The following is a 13,929-nucleotide window of genomic DNA, read 5'->3' on the forward strand; positions in this document are numbered from 1 at the left end:
GCCAGTCTCCCGAACGCCGTGTTCCCGCCCGCCCGGGCGGGTACACCCCCGGGGTACGGTCGCGGGCGCACGGGGGGAGGCGGGTCGATGACGGAGGCTCCGCGCGGCACCGGTGGGGCGTGCCGGTCCACCGGAACGCTGGACAGGGGCGAGCGCATCGGCACACAGCGGGGGGAAGAGCCGGAAGGCCCGGCCGACGGGCACGAGGCGGCGGTGCTCCTGCGGGAGTCCCGGGCGTCGGTCGACCCCGGATTGCGGTCCGCCCTCGCGACCCTGCCCGCCGGTATGCGGCGGGTCGCGCTCTACCACTTCGGCTGGCAGCACGCGGACGGCACACCGGCGTCCGGCAACGCGGGCAAGGCGATCCGCCCCGCGCTGGTCCTCGCCTCGGCCGCCGCCCTCGGCGGCCCCGCGGCCCGGACGGCGGCGGTGCCGGCCGCGGCGGCGGTGGAGCTGGTCCACAACTTCACGCTGCTGCACGACGACGTGATGGACCGCGACAGCACCCGGCGCCACCGCCCGACCGCCTGGACCGTGTTCGGCGACGCCGACGCGATCCTCGCCGGGGACGCCCTCCAGGCGCTGGCCCTGCGGCTGCTCGCCGCGGACCCGCACCCGGCGGCGGCGGCCGCCGCCGCCCGGCTCGCCGACTGCGTCATGGAACTCTGCGAGGGCCAGCACGCGGACACGGCCATGGAGCGGCGCGCCCCGGACGAGGTCACGCTCGAGGAGACGCTCGCCATGGCCGAGGCCAAGACGGGCGCGCTGCTGGGCTGCGCCTGTGCCCTCGGCGCGCTCTACGCCGGGGCGGCCGACGAGGAGGTGGAGGCCCTGGACGCCTTCGGCCGGGAGGCCGGGCTGGCGTTCCAGCTGATCGACGACGTCATCGGCATATGGGGCGACCCGCGCCGCACCGGCAAGCCGGCCGGCGCGGACCTGGCCGCCCGGAAGAAGTCGCTTCCGGTGGTCGCCGCGCTCACCGCCGGTACCCCGGCCGCCGCCGCACTCGCCGAGCTGTACTCGGCACCGTACGACGAGGACAAGGAGGACCTGGAGCGCAGCGCCCTGGCCGTGGAGCGGGCGGGCGGCCGTGACTGGGCGCAGGCCCAGGCCGCCGACCACATGGCCCGGGCCATGCAGGAACTGGCCCGCGCGGTGCCCGATCCCGAGGCGGCGGGCGGCCTGCTCGCACTGGCCGAGTTCGTGACCCGGCGCAGTACCTGACCCTCCCCGGCCGTCCGGCGGCGATCGAGCGCCGCACGGCCGGGCACGACCCCGGAGCCCGTGCAGGGCCGTACGGACCTGACCGACGTACGGTCGCGCCGCCGAGGGCTCCGGCCCGGCGGGTCCCGCACTTCCCCACGGTGTGCGGGGCCCGCCTCCTCGGCGTTCGTCGGACAGGCTCTAAGCTCAACCGCCGTACGCGCGAGCGAGGTTGAGGCGAAGGGGCGGGCGGGACATGGGTGTGGCGATCCGGACGGCGGGGGAGGGCGACCGGGAACTGGTCGTCCGGCTGCTGGACGAGGCGTTCCAGGACGACCCGGTCAGCGGCTGGGTCTTCCCCGGTGAGGAATACCGTCGCCGGACTCACCACCGGCTCATGGCCGCCTTCACCGACGCCGTGCTCGCCGACGGGCGCATCGACATCACCGAGGACGGCGCGGCCTGTGCGCTCTGGCTGTCCGTGCCCGCGGGTGAAGGCGCCGGCGAGGAGCCGGGCGGCGATGCCGAGGACGTCCCGGCCCTGGTGCGCGAGGCAGTCGATCCGGACAACGAGCGGGTGGAGCTGATAGCCCGGCTGACGGAAGGCGTCCATCCCTCGGGCCGGGCCCACGAGTACCTGTGGATGATCGGCGTGGCCCCCGGCCGGCAGGGCGAGGGCCTGGGCACCGCGCTGGTCGGGACGGTCCTCGGCCGGTGCGACCGTGAGGGACTGCCCGCCTACCTGGCGGCGAGCAGCGACCGCAGCAGGCACCTGTACGAACGCCTCGGGTTCGAGTTCACCGGCCGGGCCCTGGACCTCCCGGGCGGCCCCCGGATGTGGCCGATGTGGCGTGAGCCGCGGCAAATCTCTCGGACCACCCCACCTGGAGTACTATGAATGGAGTGGTCTCAAGGGGGAGGGCAACGTCTTGCGCAAGCTCACGTACTTCATCGCCTGCTCGATCGACGGCTTCATCGGCGGCCCGGACGGCGACGCCGCCTTCATGGTCCCGTTCGTCGACGAGGAGTTCCTCGCGTTCCTGAAGGCGGAATACCCCGAAACCCTGCCGACCCACGGCCGGCGGCCGCTCGGCATCGACGACCTGCCGAACAAGCGGTTCGACACGATCGTCCAGGGCAGGGCCAGCTACGAGCTCGCCCTCAAGGAGGGTGTCACCAGCCCCTACGCGCACCTGCGCGAGTACGTCGCCTCCCGCACTCTCTCGGAGTCGCCCGACCCCAACGTCGAGATCGTCTCGGCGGACCTGGTCGGCAAGGTCCGCGAACTCAAGGCGGAGGACACCGGTTTCGACATCTACCTGTGCGGCGGGTCGGCCGTCGCCGGCGAGCTGTTCGACGAGGTCGACGAGCTGGTCATCAAGACCTACCCCGTGGTGCTGGGCACCGGCATGCCGATGTTCGGGACCGGCTTCGCCGTCACCGAGTTCGTCCCGCAGTCGGTGCGGAGCTTCGGCAACGGCGTCGTGGTGCGGACGTACCGCAGGAGGCGCTGACCGGCGTCACCGCCCGCTGCGGCGAGGCCGGAAACGACCGCACCCGGACCGCCACGGACGCCGTGGTCGGCGCCCCGCGGGCCGGGTGCGGAGGGGAAGACCGTGCGTCAGGCCTTCTTGGTCTCCCAGAAGATCTTGTCGATCTGGGCGATGTAGTCCAGCGCCTTCTGGCCGGTCGCCGGGTCCTTCGAGCCCTTGGCGGCCGACAGGGCCTTCAGGGTGTCGTTGACCAGCTGGTGCAGCTCCGGGTACTTCTCGAAGTGCGGCGGCTTGAAGTAGTCGCTCCACAGCACGGAGACGTGGTGCTTCGCCAGCTCGGCGCGCTGCTCCTTGATGACCGTGGCACGCGTCTGGAAGTGCGGGTCGTCGTTGCCGGCCATCTTCTCCTGCACGGCCTTCACCGACTCCGCCTCGATGCGGGCCTGGGCCGGGTCGTACACGCCGCAGGGCAGGTCGCAGTGGGCGCTGACCGTGACCTTGGGGGCAAACAGGCGGGAAAGCATGAAGCGTTCCTTCCTCGTGATCGTCTTCTCAGGGGGGACATTACTCCCTGGGAGGCGCGATTTCGCGAGTGCCCCCGTGGGCTTAGGACAAAAGTCCGGGGTGAGACTGAGACTGGTGGAGGAAACACCGGGGAGGTGCCGGGTCATGCCGGAGCAGTCGTCGCAGGAGACCGAACGCCCGAGAGGGGCGTTGCCTTTCGGCCCGGCCGAGGTGACCGGGCCGTCGATGGTGCCCACGCTGCACCACGGCGACGTGCTCCTCGTGCACTGGGGTGCGCGGGTCCGGCCGGGTGACGTCGTGGTGCTGCGGCATCCCTTCCAGCAGGACCTGCTGGTGGTCAAGCGGGCCGTCGAGCGGCGCGGGACCGGCTGGTGGGTGCTCGGCGACAACGCCTTCGCGGGCGGTGACAGCACCGACTACGGGGTCGTTCCGGAGGAACTGGTGCTCGGCCGGGCGCGGGCGCGGTACCGGCCCCTGAAGCCCGGTCAGCGCTCGCCGTTCGCCGTGGGCCGCTGGGCGCTCTCCGCGCTGCGGCCGGTGCTGACCGACCGGTCCGCCTCCAGGCGCTTGCGGGCGCGGTAGGCCGCCACGTTGGCGCGGGTGGCGCAGCGGTCCGAGCAGTAGCGCCGGGAGCGGTTCGTCGAGGTGTCCAGGTAGGCGTTGCGGCAGGGGGCCGCCTCGCACAGGCCCAGGCGGTCCACGCCGTACTCGGTGAGGTGGAAGGCCAGGCCCATCGCCGCGATGGCGGCGAAACCGGCGGTCGCGTTGGACGGGTGGTCCGCCAGGTGCATGTGCCACAGCGGGCTGCCGTCGTCGTCGCGGTGGTCGTGGCCGGAGATCTGCGGGCTCACCGGGAACTCCAGCAGGAGGGAGTTGAGCAGGTCCACGGCGAGGGTCTCGTCGCCGCCGTCGGCCGCCTCGAAGACCGCGCGCAGCCGCCCGCGGACCGAGCGGAAGCGGGTCACGTCCGCGTCAGTGGCGCGCCGGGCCGCCGACTGGTTGGCGCCGAAGAGCTCGCGTACGGCCTCGACCGAGGTGAGGGAGTCCTGCCCCCGGGCCGGTTCCTCGGTGTTGACGAGACGCACGGCGTAGTCCGAGTAATAGGCCAGTTCCACTTGTAGTCCTTACGAAGGGGCTCTATGGTCGTGCCTGCGGTCAGGTAATGGCTGATCGCGCTTACAGGGTATTACGTGACGCACGCGACGGAGGGGCTCGATGACGGACGCGGACATCACCACGGCCACCACACCCGCACCCGCAGCCGACTGGCAGGCCTGGCAGGAGAGCTGGGACCGGCAGCAGGAGTGGTACATGCCCGACCGGGAGGAACGCTTCCGGATCATGCTGGACATGGTCGAGGCACTGGTGGGGCCCGCGCCCCGGGTGCTGGACCTCGCCTGCGGCACCGGCACCATCACGGCCCGGCTGCTGGCCCGCTTCCCGCCGGCCACCAGCACCGGCGTGGACCTCGACCCGGCGCTCCTCGCCATCGCCGAGGGAACCTTCGCCGGCGACGAACGGGTCTGTCTGGTCACCGCCGACCTCAAGGACCCCGACTGGACGGCGGGGCTGCCGTACGACTCGTACGACGCCGTACTGACCGCCACGGCCCTGCACTGGCTCCACGCCGAACCCCTCGCGGCCCTCTACGGTCGGGTCGCGGAGGTCGTCCGCGACGGCGGTGTCTTCATGAACGCGGACCACATGATCGACGAGACGACGCCCCGGATCAACGCGGCCGAGCGCGCGCAGCGGCACGCGAAGATGGACGCCGCCAAGGCGGGGGGTGCCCTCGACTGGTCCGAGTGGTGGCAGCTCGCCGCCAAGGACCCGGTGCTCGCCGGTCCCACCGCCCGCCGCTTCGAGATCTACGGCGAGCACGCCGACGGCGACATGCCCTCGGCCCAGTGGCACGCGCGTGTGCTGCGCGAGAAGGGCTTCGGCGAGGCGCGGCCGGTGTGGTGCTCGCCGTCGGACACGCTGCTGCTGGCGGTCAAGTAGCCCGGGGACACGCCGGAGGGGCGGTACGGACTCCGTACCGCCCCTCCGGCGTGTTGGCGGGCGCTCAGAGCACCTTGGACAGGAATGCCTTGGTCCGCTCCTGCTGCGGGTCCGTCAGGACGTCGCGCGGGTTGCCCGACTCCACGACCACGCCGCCGTCCATGAAGACCAGACTGTCGCCGACCTCCCGGGCGAAGCCCATCTCGTGGGTGACGACGACCATCGTCATGCCGGACTCGGCGAGGTCGCGCATGACGTCCAGGACGTCACCGACCAGCTCCGGGTCGAGGGCGGAGGTCGGCTCGTCGAACAGCATCAGCTTCGGGTCCATCGCCAGGGCCCGCGCGATGGCGACGCGCTGCTGCTGGCCGCCGGAGAGCTGTGAGGGGTAGTTGCCGGCCTTGTCGCCGAGGCCCACCCGCTCCAGGAGGGCGGTGGCACGCTCCCTGGCCTGGGCCTTGCTCACGCCCCTGACCTGGACCGGAGCCTCCATGACGTTCTCGACGGCCGTCATGTGCGGGAACAGGTTGAAGCGCTGGAAGACCATGCCGATGTCCCGGCGCTTCAGGGCGACCTCGCTGTCCTTCAGCTCGTAGAGCTTGTCGCCCTTCTGGCGGTAGCCGACCAGCTCGCCGTCGACGTACAGACGCCCGGCGTTGATCTTCTCGAGGTGGTTGATACACCTGAGGAAGGTGGACTTGCCGGAGCCGGAGGGGCCGATGAGGCAGAACACCTCGCCCTGCTTCACCTCCAGGTCGATGCCCTTGAGGACCTCGACGGCGCCGAAGGACTTGTGGACGCCCTCGGCCTTCACCATGGCGGTCATGCGGTGCCTCCCGTCGTGCTGGAGCGGTTCGACAGGGACAGCACGTTCGCCTTGACCTTCTGGAACGGGGTGGCCGGCAGGGACCTGCTCGAACCCCGCGCGTAGTACCGCTCCAGGTAGTACTGGCCCACGCTGAAGACCGACGTCAGCAGCAGGTACCAGGCCGCCGCCAGGAACAGCATCTCGGCCGGTGCGCCGGAGGTCTGGCCGATGTCCTGGGCCGCGCGGAACAGCTCGGGGTACTGGACGACCGAGACCAGTGACGTCGTCTTCAGCATGTTGACGACCTCGTTGCCCGTGGGCGGCACGATCACGCGCATCGCCTGCGGGATCACGATCCGGCGCAGCGTCTTGGTGTGGCTCATGCCCAGCGCGTGCGCCGCCTCGGTCTGGCCCTCGTCGACCGCGAGCAGACCGGCCCGGCAGATCTCCGCCATGTACGCGGCCTCGTTGAGGCCGAGGCCGAGCAGCACCGTCAGGAACGGCGTCATGAAGTCCGACCACTCGTCCCGGTAGACCGGACCGAGGTTGATGTACTCGAAGACCAGGCCCAGGTTGAACCAGACCACCAGCTGCACGAGGACGGGCGTGCCGCGGAAGAACCAGATGTAGAACCACGCGATGGACGAGGTCACCGGGTTCTTCGACAGCCGCATGACGGCGAGCAGGATGCCGCCGAAGATGCCGATCGCCATGGCCAGGACGGTGATCAGCAGCGTCTTGCCCACGCCGGAGACGATCCGGTCGTCGAAGAAGTAGTCCGGGATCGCGCCCCAGTTGATCTTGCCCTGGGAGAACGCGTACACGACCGCGGCCAGCAGCGCGAGCGCGACGGTCGCGGAGACGTACCGCCCGTAGTGGCGGACCGGGATGGCCTTGATGGCCTCCGGCCCGGCCGGCGGGGTGTCGGCCGGGCCGCCCGCCGTCTTGTCGATGTCAACAGTCACGGATGTTGCCTTTCAGCGCCCGCCGGGTGTCACTTGCCGCCGTTGACGGTGGCCTCGGTGACGGCGCCTTCCGCCACGCCCCACTTGTCGAGAACCTTCTGGTACTCGCCGTTGGCGATGATCGCGTCCAGCGCCGCCTTCAGGGCGTCCCGCAGCTGGGTGTCGTCCTTGGCGACCGCGATGCCGTACGGGGCGGCCTCGACCTGCTCGCCGACGATCTGGAAGTCCTTGCCGCCGCCGGAGGTCTTCACCGCGTACGCCGCGACCGGGAAGTCGGAGGAACCGGCGTCGGCGCCGCCCGCGCGCAGGCGGGTCTGGGCCTGCTGGTCGTTGTCGTAGGGCTCGATGGTGATCTTCTTGCCGGCCGGGCACTTCTCGTTCTCGGCCTTGGCGAGGTCCTCGGAGACCGTGCCGCGCTGGAGGACCAGCTTCTTGCCGCACAGGTCGGACCAGGTCTTGATGCCCTGGTCGTCGCCCTTCTTGGTGTAGATCGACACACCGGCGGTGAAGTAGTCCACGAAGTCGACGCCCTGGCCGACCTTCTTGCCGGTCTCGGAGTCGATGCCCTCCTGGCGCTCCTTGGTGTCGGTCATCGCCGACATCGCGATGTCGTAGCGCCCGGAACGCAGACCGGTGATCAGGGTGTCGAAGGTGCCGTTCGCGAACTCGAACCTGACGCCGAGCTGCTTGCCCATGGCGTCCGCGAGGTCGGGGTCGATGCCGACCGTCTTGCCGGACTTGTCCTTGAACTCGACCGGGGCGTAGGCGATGTCGGAACCGACCTTGATGACGCCTGCGTCGCGAATGTCCTGCGGCAGCTTGTCGGCCAGCGGGGCCGCCACGGCGGACTGGTCGCCGCTGCCGGAGCCGCTGTTCTCGGTCTGGTCGCCGCATCCGGTGAGCAGCAGGGCGCCTGCGACCGCGATCGCACCGACCGCTGCTGTCCGGGAGTGCGCGGCGGTCGTACGACGGGTGGAGCGTGCGGTCATGGTGGTTCCTCCGGCGGATGAAAGGAGATGCCGATGGGGACGGTGGAGTTCCGGTGTGGCAGGGCGCCGGCCGGGGGGCCGGCCGGCGCCGTGGGTCGACGAGAGCACACGCCTTCGAGTGTCGCGACCTCGTGTGATTACGGCATCTTGCCATTCGGACTCGGCCATTCAGGGGGGACGTCATGTCAAAATCGGATAACGGGTGACCCCCCGAACCGCACCAGGCCGGTACAACACGACCGAACCTTTACGGGAATCTCCCCTTCCGGCCGAAAGATCTTCGGCATTCCTGGAAATGCGGAGAGAGACCGGCGGCGTGCGCGTCCGTCGAGAGTTTGTCGCCGACGTCTGTCAAGGGCTCCGGCGAAGTTGTCCTGATACTCGTCTATGAGGCATGTCACCGACATGCGGCGACCGAGGTCCGGCATGTGAGCTTGCGCTTATCCGACTCGTCGCAGGGGGTGTCCGTCGGGTAAGAAGGTTCTTTACACCCCTCATCAGGGGCTCAGGGCGCGTGTGCGGCGCGCCCGTCGCGCAGGCCTCCCTGTGGCCCCAACGGCCATCCACCTGCGCGGTGCCCGCCCATTCCTCACCAGGAGTGGACAAACCCTCAAACCATGAACTCTTAAGGGGTAAGACAAGTGGCAGCGGAGATCGTCAATCCTCGCAGCGACAGCGACGCCGGTACGGAGCAGGAGACGGGGGAGCCCCTCGACTCCTTCGACCCGGCGTTCGCGCTGCACCGCGGCGGCAAGATGGCCGTGCAGGCCACCGTGCCGGTCCGCGACAAGGACGACCTGTCCCTGGCGTACACGCCCGGCGTCGCGAAAGTGTGCAGCGCGATCGCCGAGCAGCCCGACCTGGTGCACGACTACACGTGGAAGTCGTCGGTCGTGGCGGTCGTGACGGACGGTACTGCGGTTCTGGGGCTCGGGGACATCGGCCCCGAGGCCTCCCTTCCGGTGATGGAGGGGAAGGCGATCCTCTTCAAGCAGTTCGGCGGCGTGGACGCGGTTCCGATCGCACTGGACTGCACGGACGCGGACGACATCGTCGAGACGGTGGTGCGGCTCGCACCCTCCTTCGGCGGCGTGAACCTGGAGGACATCTCGGCGCCGCGGTGCTTCGAGATCGAGCGCAAGCTCCAGGAGCGGCTCGACATCCCGATCTTCCACGACGACCAGCACGGCACGGCGGTCGTGACGCTGGCGGCGCTGCGGAACGCGGCGCGGCTGAGCGGGCGGACGCTGGGTGAGCTGCGGGCGGTGATCTCGGGCGCGGGCGCGGCCGGTGTCGCCATCGCCAAGATGCTGGTCGAGGCCGGCATCGGGGACGTGGCGGTCGCGGACCGCAAGGGCGTCGTCTGTGCCGACCGGGACGACCTGACGCCGGTCAAGCAGGAACTGGCCTCCTTCACCAACAAGGCCGGGCTGTCCGGTTCGCTGGAGTCGGCCCTCGCGGGTGCCGACGTCTTCATCGGCGTCTCCGGCGGTACGGTGCCGGAGCCGGCGGTCGCCTCCATGGCGAAGGGCGCCTTCGTCTTCGCGATGGCCAACCCGAACCCCGAGGTGCACCCGGAGGTCGCGCACAAGTACGCGGCGGTCGTGGCGACGGGGCGGTCCGACTTCCCGAACCAGATCAACAACGTGCTGGCCTTCCCGGGCATCTTCGCGGGCGCGCTGCAGGTGCGGGCGTCGCGGATCACCGAGGGCATGAAGCTGGCGGCGGCCGAGGCGCTGGCCTCCGTGGTGGGCGACGATCTCGCCGCGGACTACGTCATCCCGTCCCCGTTCGACGAGCGGGTGGCGCCGGCGGTCACGGCGGCGGTGGCGGCGGCGGCGCGGGCGGAGGGGGTTGCGCGGCGGTGACCGTGTGACGCCTTGCTCGTGGTGAGCGGCCTCGTCCCCGGCGGACGGGGCCGTTCGCTTTTCGGCCGGGGTCGCGTCGGTGCGGGACGGGGGCCGGAGCGGCACAGGGGCAAGAGGGCGTGTGTCACACGGTGTCGTGGTTCCGGTCGGCGGGTGTGTTACCTATCGTCAAGGTCATGTTCGCTGTCTACGCCGCCCGAATCGACCGCGACCAGCCGCTGACCGGCCTGGAGTTGGGAGAGCGCCCGGCTCCCGAGGCCCGCCCCGGCTGGAGTGTCGTCGATGTCAGGGCCGCCTCCCTCAACCATCACGACCTGTGGTCCCTGCGCGGCGTCGGCCTCCCCGAGGACCGGCTGCCGATGATCCTCGGCTGCGACGCCGCCGGGGTCGACGAGGACGGCAACGAGGTCGTCCTGCACTCCGTGATCGGCCAGACCGGTCATGGAGTCGGCCCGAAGGAGCCCCGCTCGATCCTCACCGAGCGCTACCAGGGCACGTTCGCCGAGCAGGTCGCCGTGCCGACCTGGAACGTCCTGCCCAAGCCGAAGGAGCTCTCCTTCGCGGAGGCCGCCTGTCTGCCGACCGCCTGGCTGACGGCGTACCGGATGCTGTTCACCAACGCCGGGGTGCGCCCCGGGGACTCCGTGCTGGTGCAGGGCGCCGGCGGCGGGGTCGCCACGGCCGCGATCGTGCTCGGCAAGGCGGCGGGGCTGAGGGTCTTCGCCACCAGCCGGGACGAGGCCAAGCGCAAGCGCGCCCTGGAACTGGGCGCCGTGGAGGCCGTGGAGACGGGTGCGCGGCTGCCGCAGCGGGTCGACGCCGTCATCGAGACCGTGGGCGCGGCCACCTGGTCCCACTCGGTGAAGTCGCTCAAGCCGGGCGGCACCCTCGTCATCTCCGGCGCCACCAGCGGCGACCGGCCCTCCCACGCCGAGCTGACCCGCATCTTCTTCCTGGAGCTCAAGGTCGTCGGTTCCACGATGGGCACCAAGGACGAGCTGGAGGACCTGCTCTCCTTCTGCGCCGCCACCGGTGTCCGTCCCGTCATCGACGAAGTGCTCCCGCTGGACCGGGCCCGCGAGGGCTTCGAGCGGATGGCCTCCGGGGAGCAGTTCGGCAAGATCGTGCTCAGCGGCTCCTGACGCCTTCTCCAGGTGCCTCCCGCACCTGACCCCTGTCAACCGGCATTGACAGGGGTCAGGTGTCAACCTATGTTGACTGCATGAGCGAAGCAACCGATCTCGCCGCACGCGCGGGTGATCGCGATCCTCGGGTCGGGCTGCGGGCCGTCGCCGCACTGCGCAGGCTGCTGGAGCAGCTCGAGGCGGTGCAGGTGCGCGGTGCACGCAACCAGGGGTGGTCGTGGCAGGAGATCGCCACCGAACTCGGGGTCAGCAGGCAGGCCGTGCACAAGAAGTACGGGAGGCATTGATGTTCAATCGGTTCACGAAGGACGCCCGGGACGTGGTGCAGGAAGCGGTCCGGTACGCCGAGGAGGCGCGGGCGCAGACCGTCGGCCCCGAGCACTTGCTGCTGGCGCTGCTCGACCGGGAGGGCAGCCGCGGCTCCTTCGCGCTGCGGGCACTGGGGGTGCTCGGAGCCGGAGGGCGCGGTGACGCGGTGCGGCAGGCGCTGGCGGAGGCGCGGCGCCGTGCCGGACTGTCGCAGGCCGAGGCCGACGCGCTCGCCGGGCTCGGGATCGACGTCTCCGAGATCGTCGCCCGGGTGGAGGAGACCCACGGCGTCGGCGCGATGTCCGGCGACCGGAAGGACCGGCGCTGGTGGTCCGGACACCGGAGCTTCGGCAAGGGCGCCAAGGAAGCGCTGGAGCAGGCCCTCCGGGTCGCCGTCGACCGGCGCGACCGGTGGATCGGGGACGAGCACATCCTCCTCGCCCTGACCGTCCGTCCCGGTGTGCCGGCCGAGGTGCTCGCCGACCACGGAGTGACGTACGAGTCGCTGACCAGGGTGCTGGGCGGCGACTCGGGGGAGGCCTGCGCCTGACGGAAGCGGCTCCGCGGTCCCCGGGCTCAGGGCTTGGGGGCCCGCAGTATCGCTCCGATGTGAGCCGCGGCTGCCGACAGGTGCCGGCGTGACTCGCGGAGCTGGTCGGCCGTGACCCCGTGGTCCCGGGCCGCGTCCCGGATGTCGTCCCGGAAGCGGTCGAGCAGCCGATCCAGGTCACGGGCGGGATCGCCGGTGGGCTCCGCGGCGTCCTCGTGGGCCCAGGCGGGCGCGTAACCGGCCGGGAAGTCCTCGGGCGTGGCGGAGTACTCGGCCCGGTCCCCGGACGCGGCGTCGTCGGAGCGGCCGAAGCCCCAGTCCCGGCCGAACTCCTTCCCGAAGTCCTTGCCGAAGTCTCCGACCTCCTTGGCCAGTTCGCTGAGCCCCTCGCGCAGTCCCGTCGGCCAGTCGCCCCGTACGAAGTGGTCCTGCACCTGTTCCTGGACCCGCTGGGCGATGCGCTGCACTTCCTCCTGTGCCTGTGTCCGGGCCCGCTCCTGGGCCTCCTTGGCCTGGCGCCGGGCCCGCTGGGCCTCCTCGCGGGCGCGGCGGCTCTCGTCCTTGGCGCGGCGGGCCTGGTCCTTCCACTCCTGCTTGACGCGCCGCATCTCCTCCTTGGCCGCGCGCCAGGCCTCCTTGTCGTCGGCGCCCGCGGTGCCGGCGGTGAAGGAGTCCCCCTCGTCCTGGGCTCCGGAGCCGGTGCCCCGGCGTGCCGCGCCTGCCGCGGCGCGCATCTCCCGGCGCAGGTCGCCCGCGGCACCGCGGACGTCGGCGCGGATCTCGGCGGCGAGCTCGGCGACCGACTCCCGGATCTCCAGCTCCAGGTCGGCCAGTTCACCGCTGCGGTCGGACAGCTCGGCACGGCCGGCGTCCGTGATGGCGTACACCTTGCGTCCGCCCTCGGTGGTGTGGGTGACCAGGCCCTCGGCCTCCAGCTTGGCCAGGCGCGGGTACACCGTGCCCGCCGACGGCGCGTACAGGCCCTGGAAGCGCTCCTCGAGGAGGCGGATCACCTCGTAGCCGTGGCGCGGTGCCTCGTCCAGGAGCTTGAGGAGGTAGAGGCGGAGGCGGCCGTGCGCGAAGACGGGGGGCATGTCAGAGCACCTTCTTGTCGGTCGTGCTGTCGGCCGGGGCGCCGGTGGCGCCGTGGTCCCGGCCGGAAGCGGAATTGTCCCCCGAGTCGTCCTGCGCGTCGCCCACCGGGCCGGAAGCCGGGCCCGGCGCATCCTCCTCCCACGGTGCCTCCTCCGTCGCCGGGCGGCGCAGCAGGGCGATCGAGCCGGAGACCGTGGTGGCCTTCAGCCGGCCGTTGCCCGCGCCGAGCCGGCCGGTGATCCGCTTGGCGCCCCACTGGCCGGTCACCCGCAAGTCCTCGAAGGCGTTGGAGACGGAGCCGCTCGCCGTGTTGGCCTCCACCTTCGCGTCGGCCGGCTGCGGCAGCCGGATGGCGATCTCGCCCGAGACGCTGTTCAGGCTGATGTCGGTCGGCCCGCCCGTCGTGTCCAGGTCGACGACCATCGAACCGCTCACCGAGTCGGCCCGCACGGAGGAACCCGCCTCCACCACCGTGAGGTCCCCGGAGACCGAGTTGAAGCGCAGGTCGCCGGAGAGCGCCTGCGCCTCCACGTTCCCCGAGACGGTGTCCGCGCGGACCGGGCCCGTGAGGCTCACCAGCGTGGTGTCCCCGAAGACGCCCTTCACCTCGGCGTGGCCCTCCAGTCCCGAGACGACGGCCGCCGCACCGACGACTCCGACCTCCACGCGGGTGCTGGTCGGAACGGCGAGGGAGACCACCGCGTTGCGGCGCCAGCCCTTGCGGTCGAGCCATTTGAGGAAGCCCTTCCAGGGCAGGTCCTCGTAGGCCACGGTGAGCACGCCGTCCTGCTGGGTCACGATCAGGGGCGGTCCCTCGATCTCCGAGACCTCCAGGCGGGCGGAACCCTCGTCCGTGCCCACGACGTTCACTGTTCCATGGACGATGCGTACCTGGAGCTCGCTGACGGACTCGTCGAAGGTGAGCTTCCTGGGCTCCGCGACGGACCACTCGGACATGGTGCAGACCTCCTCGACCGA

16 protein-coding genes are annotated in these 13,929 nt (G+C 71.2%); 9 read left to right on the forward strand and 7 right to left on the reverse strand.

Features of this window, described 5'->3' with window-relative positions; translation table 11 throughout:
• Window positions 1–87 precede the first annotated feature (87 nt).
• The 3 genes from M6G08_RS14380 to M6G08_RS14390 all read left to right on the forward strand — a co-directional run bounded on the left by M6G08_RS14380 (window position 88) and on the right by M6G08_RS14390 (window position 2,717).
• A complete protein-coding gene (locus M6G08_RS14380) occupies window positions 88–1,224 on the forward strand; it encodes a family 2 encapsulin nanocompartment cargo protein polyprenyl transferase (RefSeq protein ID WP_272587556.1) in 1,137 nt (378 codons plus the stop codon).
• 235 nt (window positions 1,225–1,459) lie between these two features.
• On the forward strand, window positions 1,460–2,101 hold the full coding sequence (locus tag M6G08_RS14385) for a GNAT family N-acetyltransferase (RefSeq protein WP_272587557.1): 642 nt from the start codon (window positions 1,460–1,462) through the stop codon (window positions 2,099–2,101).
• A 31-nt stretch (window positions 2,102–2,132) separates the two neighbouring features.
• Window positions 2,133–2,717 (forward strand): dihydrofolate reductase family protein, encoded by a 585-nt coding sequence (locus M6G08_RS14390; protein ID WP_272587558.1) that lies wholly within the window; start codon window positions 2,133–2,135, stop codon window positions 2,715–2,717.
• Between the two features lie 107 nt (window positions 2,718–2,824).
• Here M6G08_RS14390 and sodN read toward each other — a convergent pair whose 3' ends face one another.
• A complete protein-coding gene (gene sodN, locus M6G08_RS14395; RefSeq protein ID WP_003973716.1) occupies window positions 2,825–3,220 on the reverse strand; it encodes a superoxide dismutase, Ni in 396 nt (131 codons plus the stop codon).
• 145 nt (window positions 3,221–3,365) lie between these two features.
• Between sodN and sodX the strand changes: the two genes are divergently transcribed.
• Window positions 3,366–3,803 carry a nickel-type superoxide dismutase maturation protease gene (gene sodX, locus M6G08_RS14400; RefSeq protein ID WP_272587561.1) on the forward strand — a complete coding sequence of 146 codons (438 nt, stop codon included), beginning with the start codon at window positions 3,366–3,368 and terminating at the stop codon, window positions 3,801–3,803.
• Here the strand turns inward: sodX and M6G08_RS14405 are convergent.
• Entirely contained in the window at window positions 3,707–4,336 is a 630-nt protein-coding gene (locus M6G08_RS14405) for a CGNR zinc finger domain-containing protein (RefSeq protein WP_272587562.1), read from the reverse strand. The genes sodX and M6G08_RS14405 overlap by 97 nt on opposite strands.
• A gap of 100 nt (window positions 4,337–4,436) precedes the next feature.
• On the opposite strand from M6G08_RS14405, the gene M6G08_RS14410 reads away from it, so the two are divergent.
• The gene (locus M6G08_RS14410; protein ID WP_272587563.1) at window positions 4,437–5,222 is read left to right on the forward strand and encodes a class I SAM-dependent methyltransferase; all 786 of its coding nucleotides are present in this window, start codon (window positions 4,437–4,439) and stop codon (window positions 5,220–5,222) included.
• 64 nt (window positions 5,223–5,286) lie between these two features.
• Here the strand turns inward: M6G08_RS14410 and M6G08_RS14415 are convergent, their stop codons facing one another.
• From M6G08_RS14415 to M6G08_RS14425, 3 genes are read right to left on the reverse strand one after another with little or no spacing between them, the layout of a single operon-like run.
• Window positions 5,287–6,048 (reverse strand): amino acid ABC transporter ATP-binding protein, encoded by a 762-nt coding sequence (locus M6G08_RS14415; RefSeq protein ID WP_272587564.1) that lies wholly within the window; start codon window positions 6,046–6,048, stop codon window positions 5,287–5,289.
• Window positions 6,045–6,995, reverse strand: a complete 951-nt coding sequence (locus M6G08_RS14420) for an amino acid ABC transporter permease (RefSeq protein ID WP_272587565.1) — start codon at window positions 6,993–6,995, stop codon at window positions 6,045–6,047. Before M6G08_RS14420 ends, M6G08_RS14415 begins: the two co-directional genes overlap by 4 nt.
• Window positions 6,996–7,024: 29 nt before the next feature.
• A complete protein-coding gene (locus M6G08_RS14425; RefSeq protein WP_272587566.1) occupies window positions 7,025–7,984 on the reverse strand; it encodes an ABC transporter substrate-binding protein in 960 nt (319 codons plus the stop codon).
• Between the two features lie 641 nt (window positions 7,985–8,625).
• Here M6G08_RS14425 and M6G08_RS14430 point away from each other — a divergent pair.
• The 4 genes from M6G08_RS14430 to M6G08_RS14445 all read left to right on the forward strand — a co-directional run bounded on the left by M6G08_RS14430 (window position 8,626) and on the right by M6G08_RS14445 (window position 11,856).
• Window positions 8,626–9,852 (forward strand): NAD(P)-dependent malic enzyme, encoded by a 1,227-nt coding sequence (locus tag M6G08_RS14430; RefSeq protein ID WP_272587567.1) that lies wholly within the window; start codon window positions 8,626–8,628, stop codon window positions 9,850–9,852.
• 176 nt (window positions 9,853–10,028) lie between these two features.
• On the forward strand, window positions 10,029–10,994 hold the full coding sequence (locus M6G08_RS14435) for a zinc-binding dehydrogenase (RefSeq protein ID WP_272587568.1): 966 nt from the start codon (window positions 10,029–10,031) through the stop codon (window positions 10,992–10,994).
• 80 nt (window positions 10,995–11,074) lie between these two features.
• Window positions 11,075–11,284, forward strand: a complete 210-nt coding sequence (locus M6G08_RS14440) for an RNA polymerase sigma factor sigma-70 region 4 domain-containing protein (RefSeq protein WP_043383227.1) — start codon at window positions 11,075–11,077, stop codon at window positions 11,282–11,284.
• A complete protein-coding gene (locus M6G08_RS14445) occupies window positions 11,284–11,856 on the forward strand; it encodes a Clp protease N-terminal domain-containing protein (RefSeq protein WP_272587569.1) in 573 nt (190 codons plus the stop codon). The genes M6G08_RS14440 and M6G08_RS14445 overlap by 1 nt, the downstream gene beginning before the upstream one ends.
• 26 nt (window positions 11,857–11,882) lie before the next feature.
• Here the strand turns inward: M6G08_RS14445 and M6G08_RS14450 are convergent, their stop codons facing one another.
• Both M6G08_RS14450 and M6G08_RS14455 read right to left on the reverse strand, forming a co-directional pair.
• Complete coding sequence (locus tag M6G08_RS14450) at window positions 11,883–12,950, reverse strand: PadR family transcriptional regulator (protein WP_272587570.1); 1,068 nt, start codon at window positions 12,948–12,950, stop codon at window positions 11,883–11,885.
• 1 nt (window position 12,951) lies between these two features.
• Complete coding sequence (locus M6G08_RS14455; protein ID WP_272587571.1) at window positions 12,952–13,908, reverse strand: DUF4097 family beta strand repeat-containing protein; 957 nt, start codon at window positions 13,906–13,908, stop codon at window positions 12,952–12,954.
• Window positions 13,909–13,929: the final 21 nt, after the last annotated feature.

The sequence above is a fragment of the Streptomyces sp. M92 genome (genome assembly GCF_028473745.1).
Classification (GTDB): Bacteria; Actinomycetota; Actinomycetes; order Streptomycetales; family Streptomycetaceae; genus Streptomyces.

Bases quoted from the DNA above. Each gene is read 5' to 3' on its own strand.
- M6G08_RS14450 (WP_272587570.1), bottom strand. From the start codon at position 12,950: ATGCCCCCCGTCTTCGCGCACGGCCGCCTCCGCCTCTACCTCCTCAAG.
- M6G08_RS14380 (WP_272587556.1), top strand. From the start codon at position 88: ATGACGGAGGCTCCGCGCGGCACCGGTGGGGCGTGCCGGTCCACCGGA.
- M6G08_RS14425 (WP_272587566.1), bottom strand. From the start codon at position 7,984: ATGACCGCACGCTCCACCCGTCGTACGACCGCCGCGCACTCCCGGACA.
- M6G08_RS14445 (WP_272587569.1), top strand. From the start codon at position 11,284: ATGTTCAATCGGTTCACGAAGGACGCCCGGGACGTGGTGCAGGAAGCG.
- M6G08_RS14410 (WP_272587563.1), top strand. From the start codon at position 4,437: ATGACGGACGCGGACATCACCACGGCCACCACACCCGCACCCGCAGCC.
- M6G08_RS14435 (WP_272587568.1), top strand. From the start codon at position 10,029: ATGTTCGCTGTCTACGCCGCCCGAATCGACCGCGACCAGCCGCTGACC.
- sodN (WP_003973716.1), bottom strand. From the start codon at position 3,220: ATGCTTTCCCGCCTGTTTGCCCCCAAGGTCACGGTCAGCGCCCACTGC.
- M6G08_RS14385 (WP_272587557.1), top strand. From the start codon at position 1,460: ATGGGTGTGGCGATCCGGACGGCGGGGGAGGGCGACCGGGAACTGGTC.
- sodX (WP_272587561.1), top strand. From the start codon at position 3,366: ATGCCGGAGCAGTCGTCGCAGGAGACCGAACGCCCGAGAGGGGCGTTG.
- M6G08_RS14415 (WP_272587564.1), bottom strand. From the start codon at position 6,048: ATGACCGCCATGGTGAAGGCCGAGGGCGTCCACAAGTCCTTCGGCGCC.
- M6G08_RS14440 (WP_043383227.1), top strand. From the start codon at position 11,075: ATGAGCGAAGCAACCGATCTCGCCGCACGCGCGGGTGATCGCGATCCT.
- M6G08_RS14455 (WP_272587571.1), bottom strand. From the start codon at position 13,908: ATGTCCGAGTGGTCCGTCGCGGAGCCCAGGAAGCTCACCTTCGACGAG.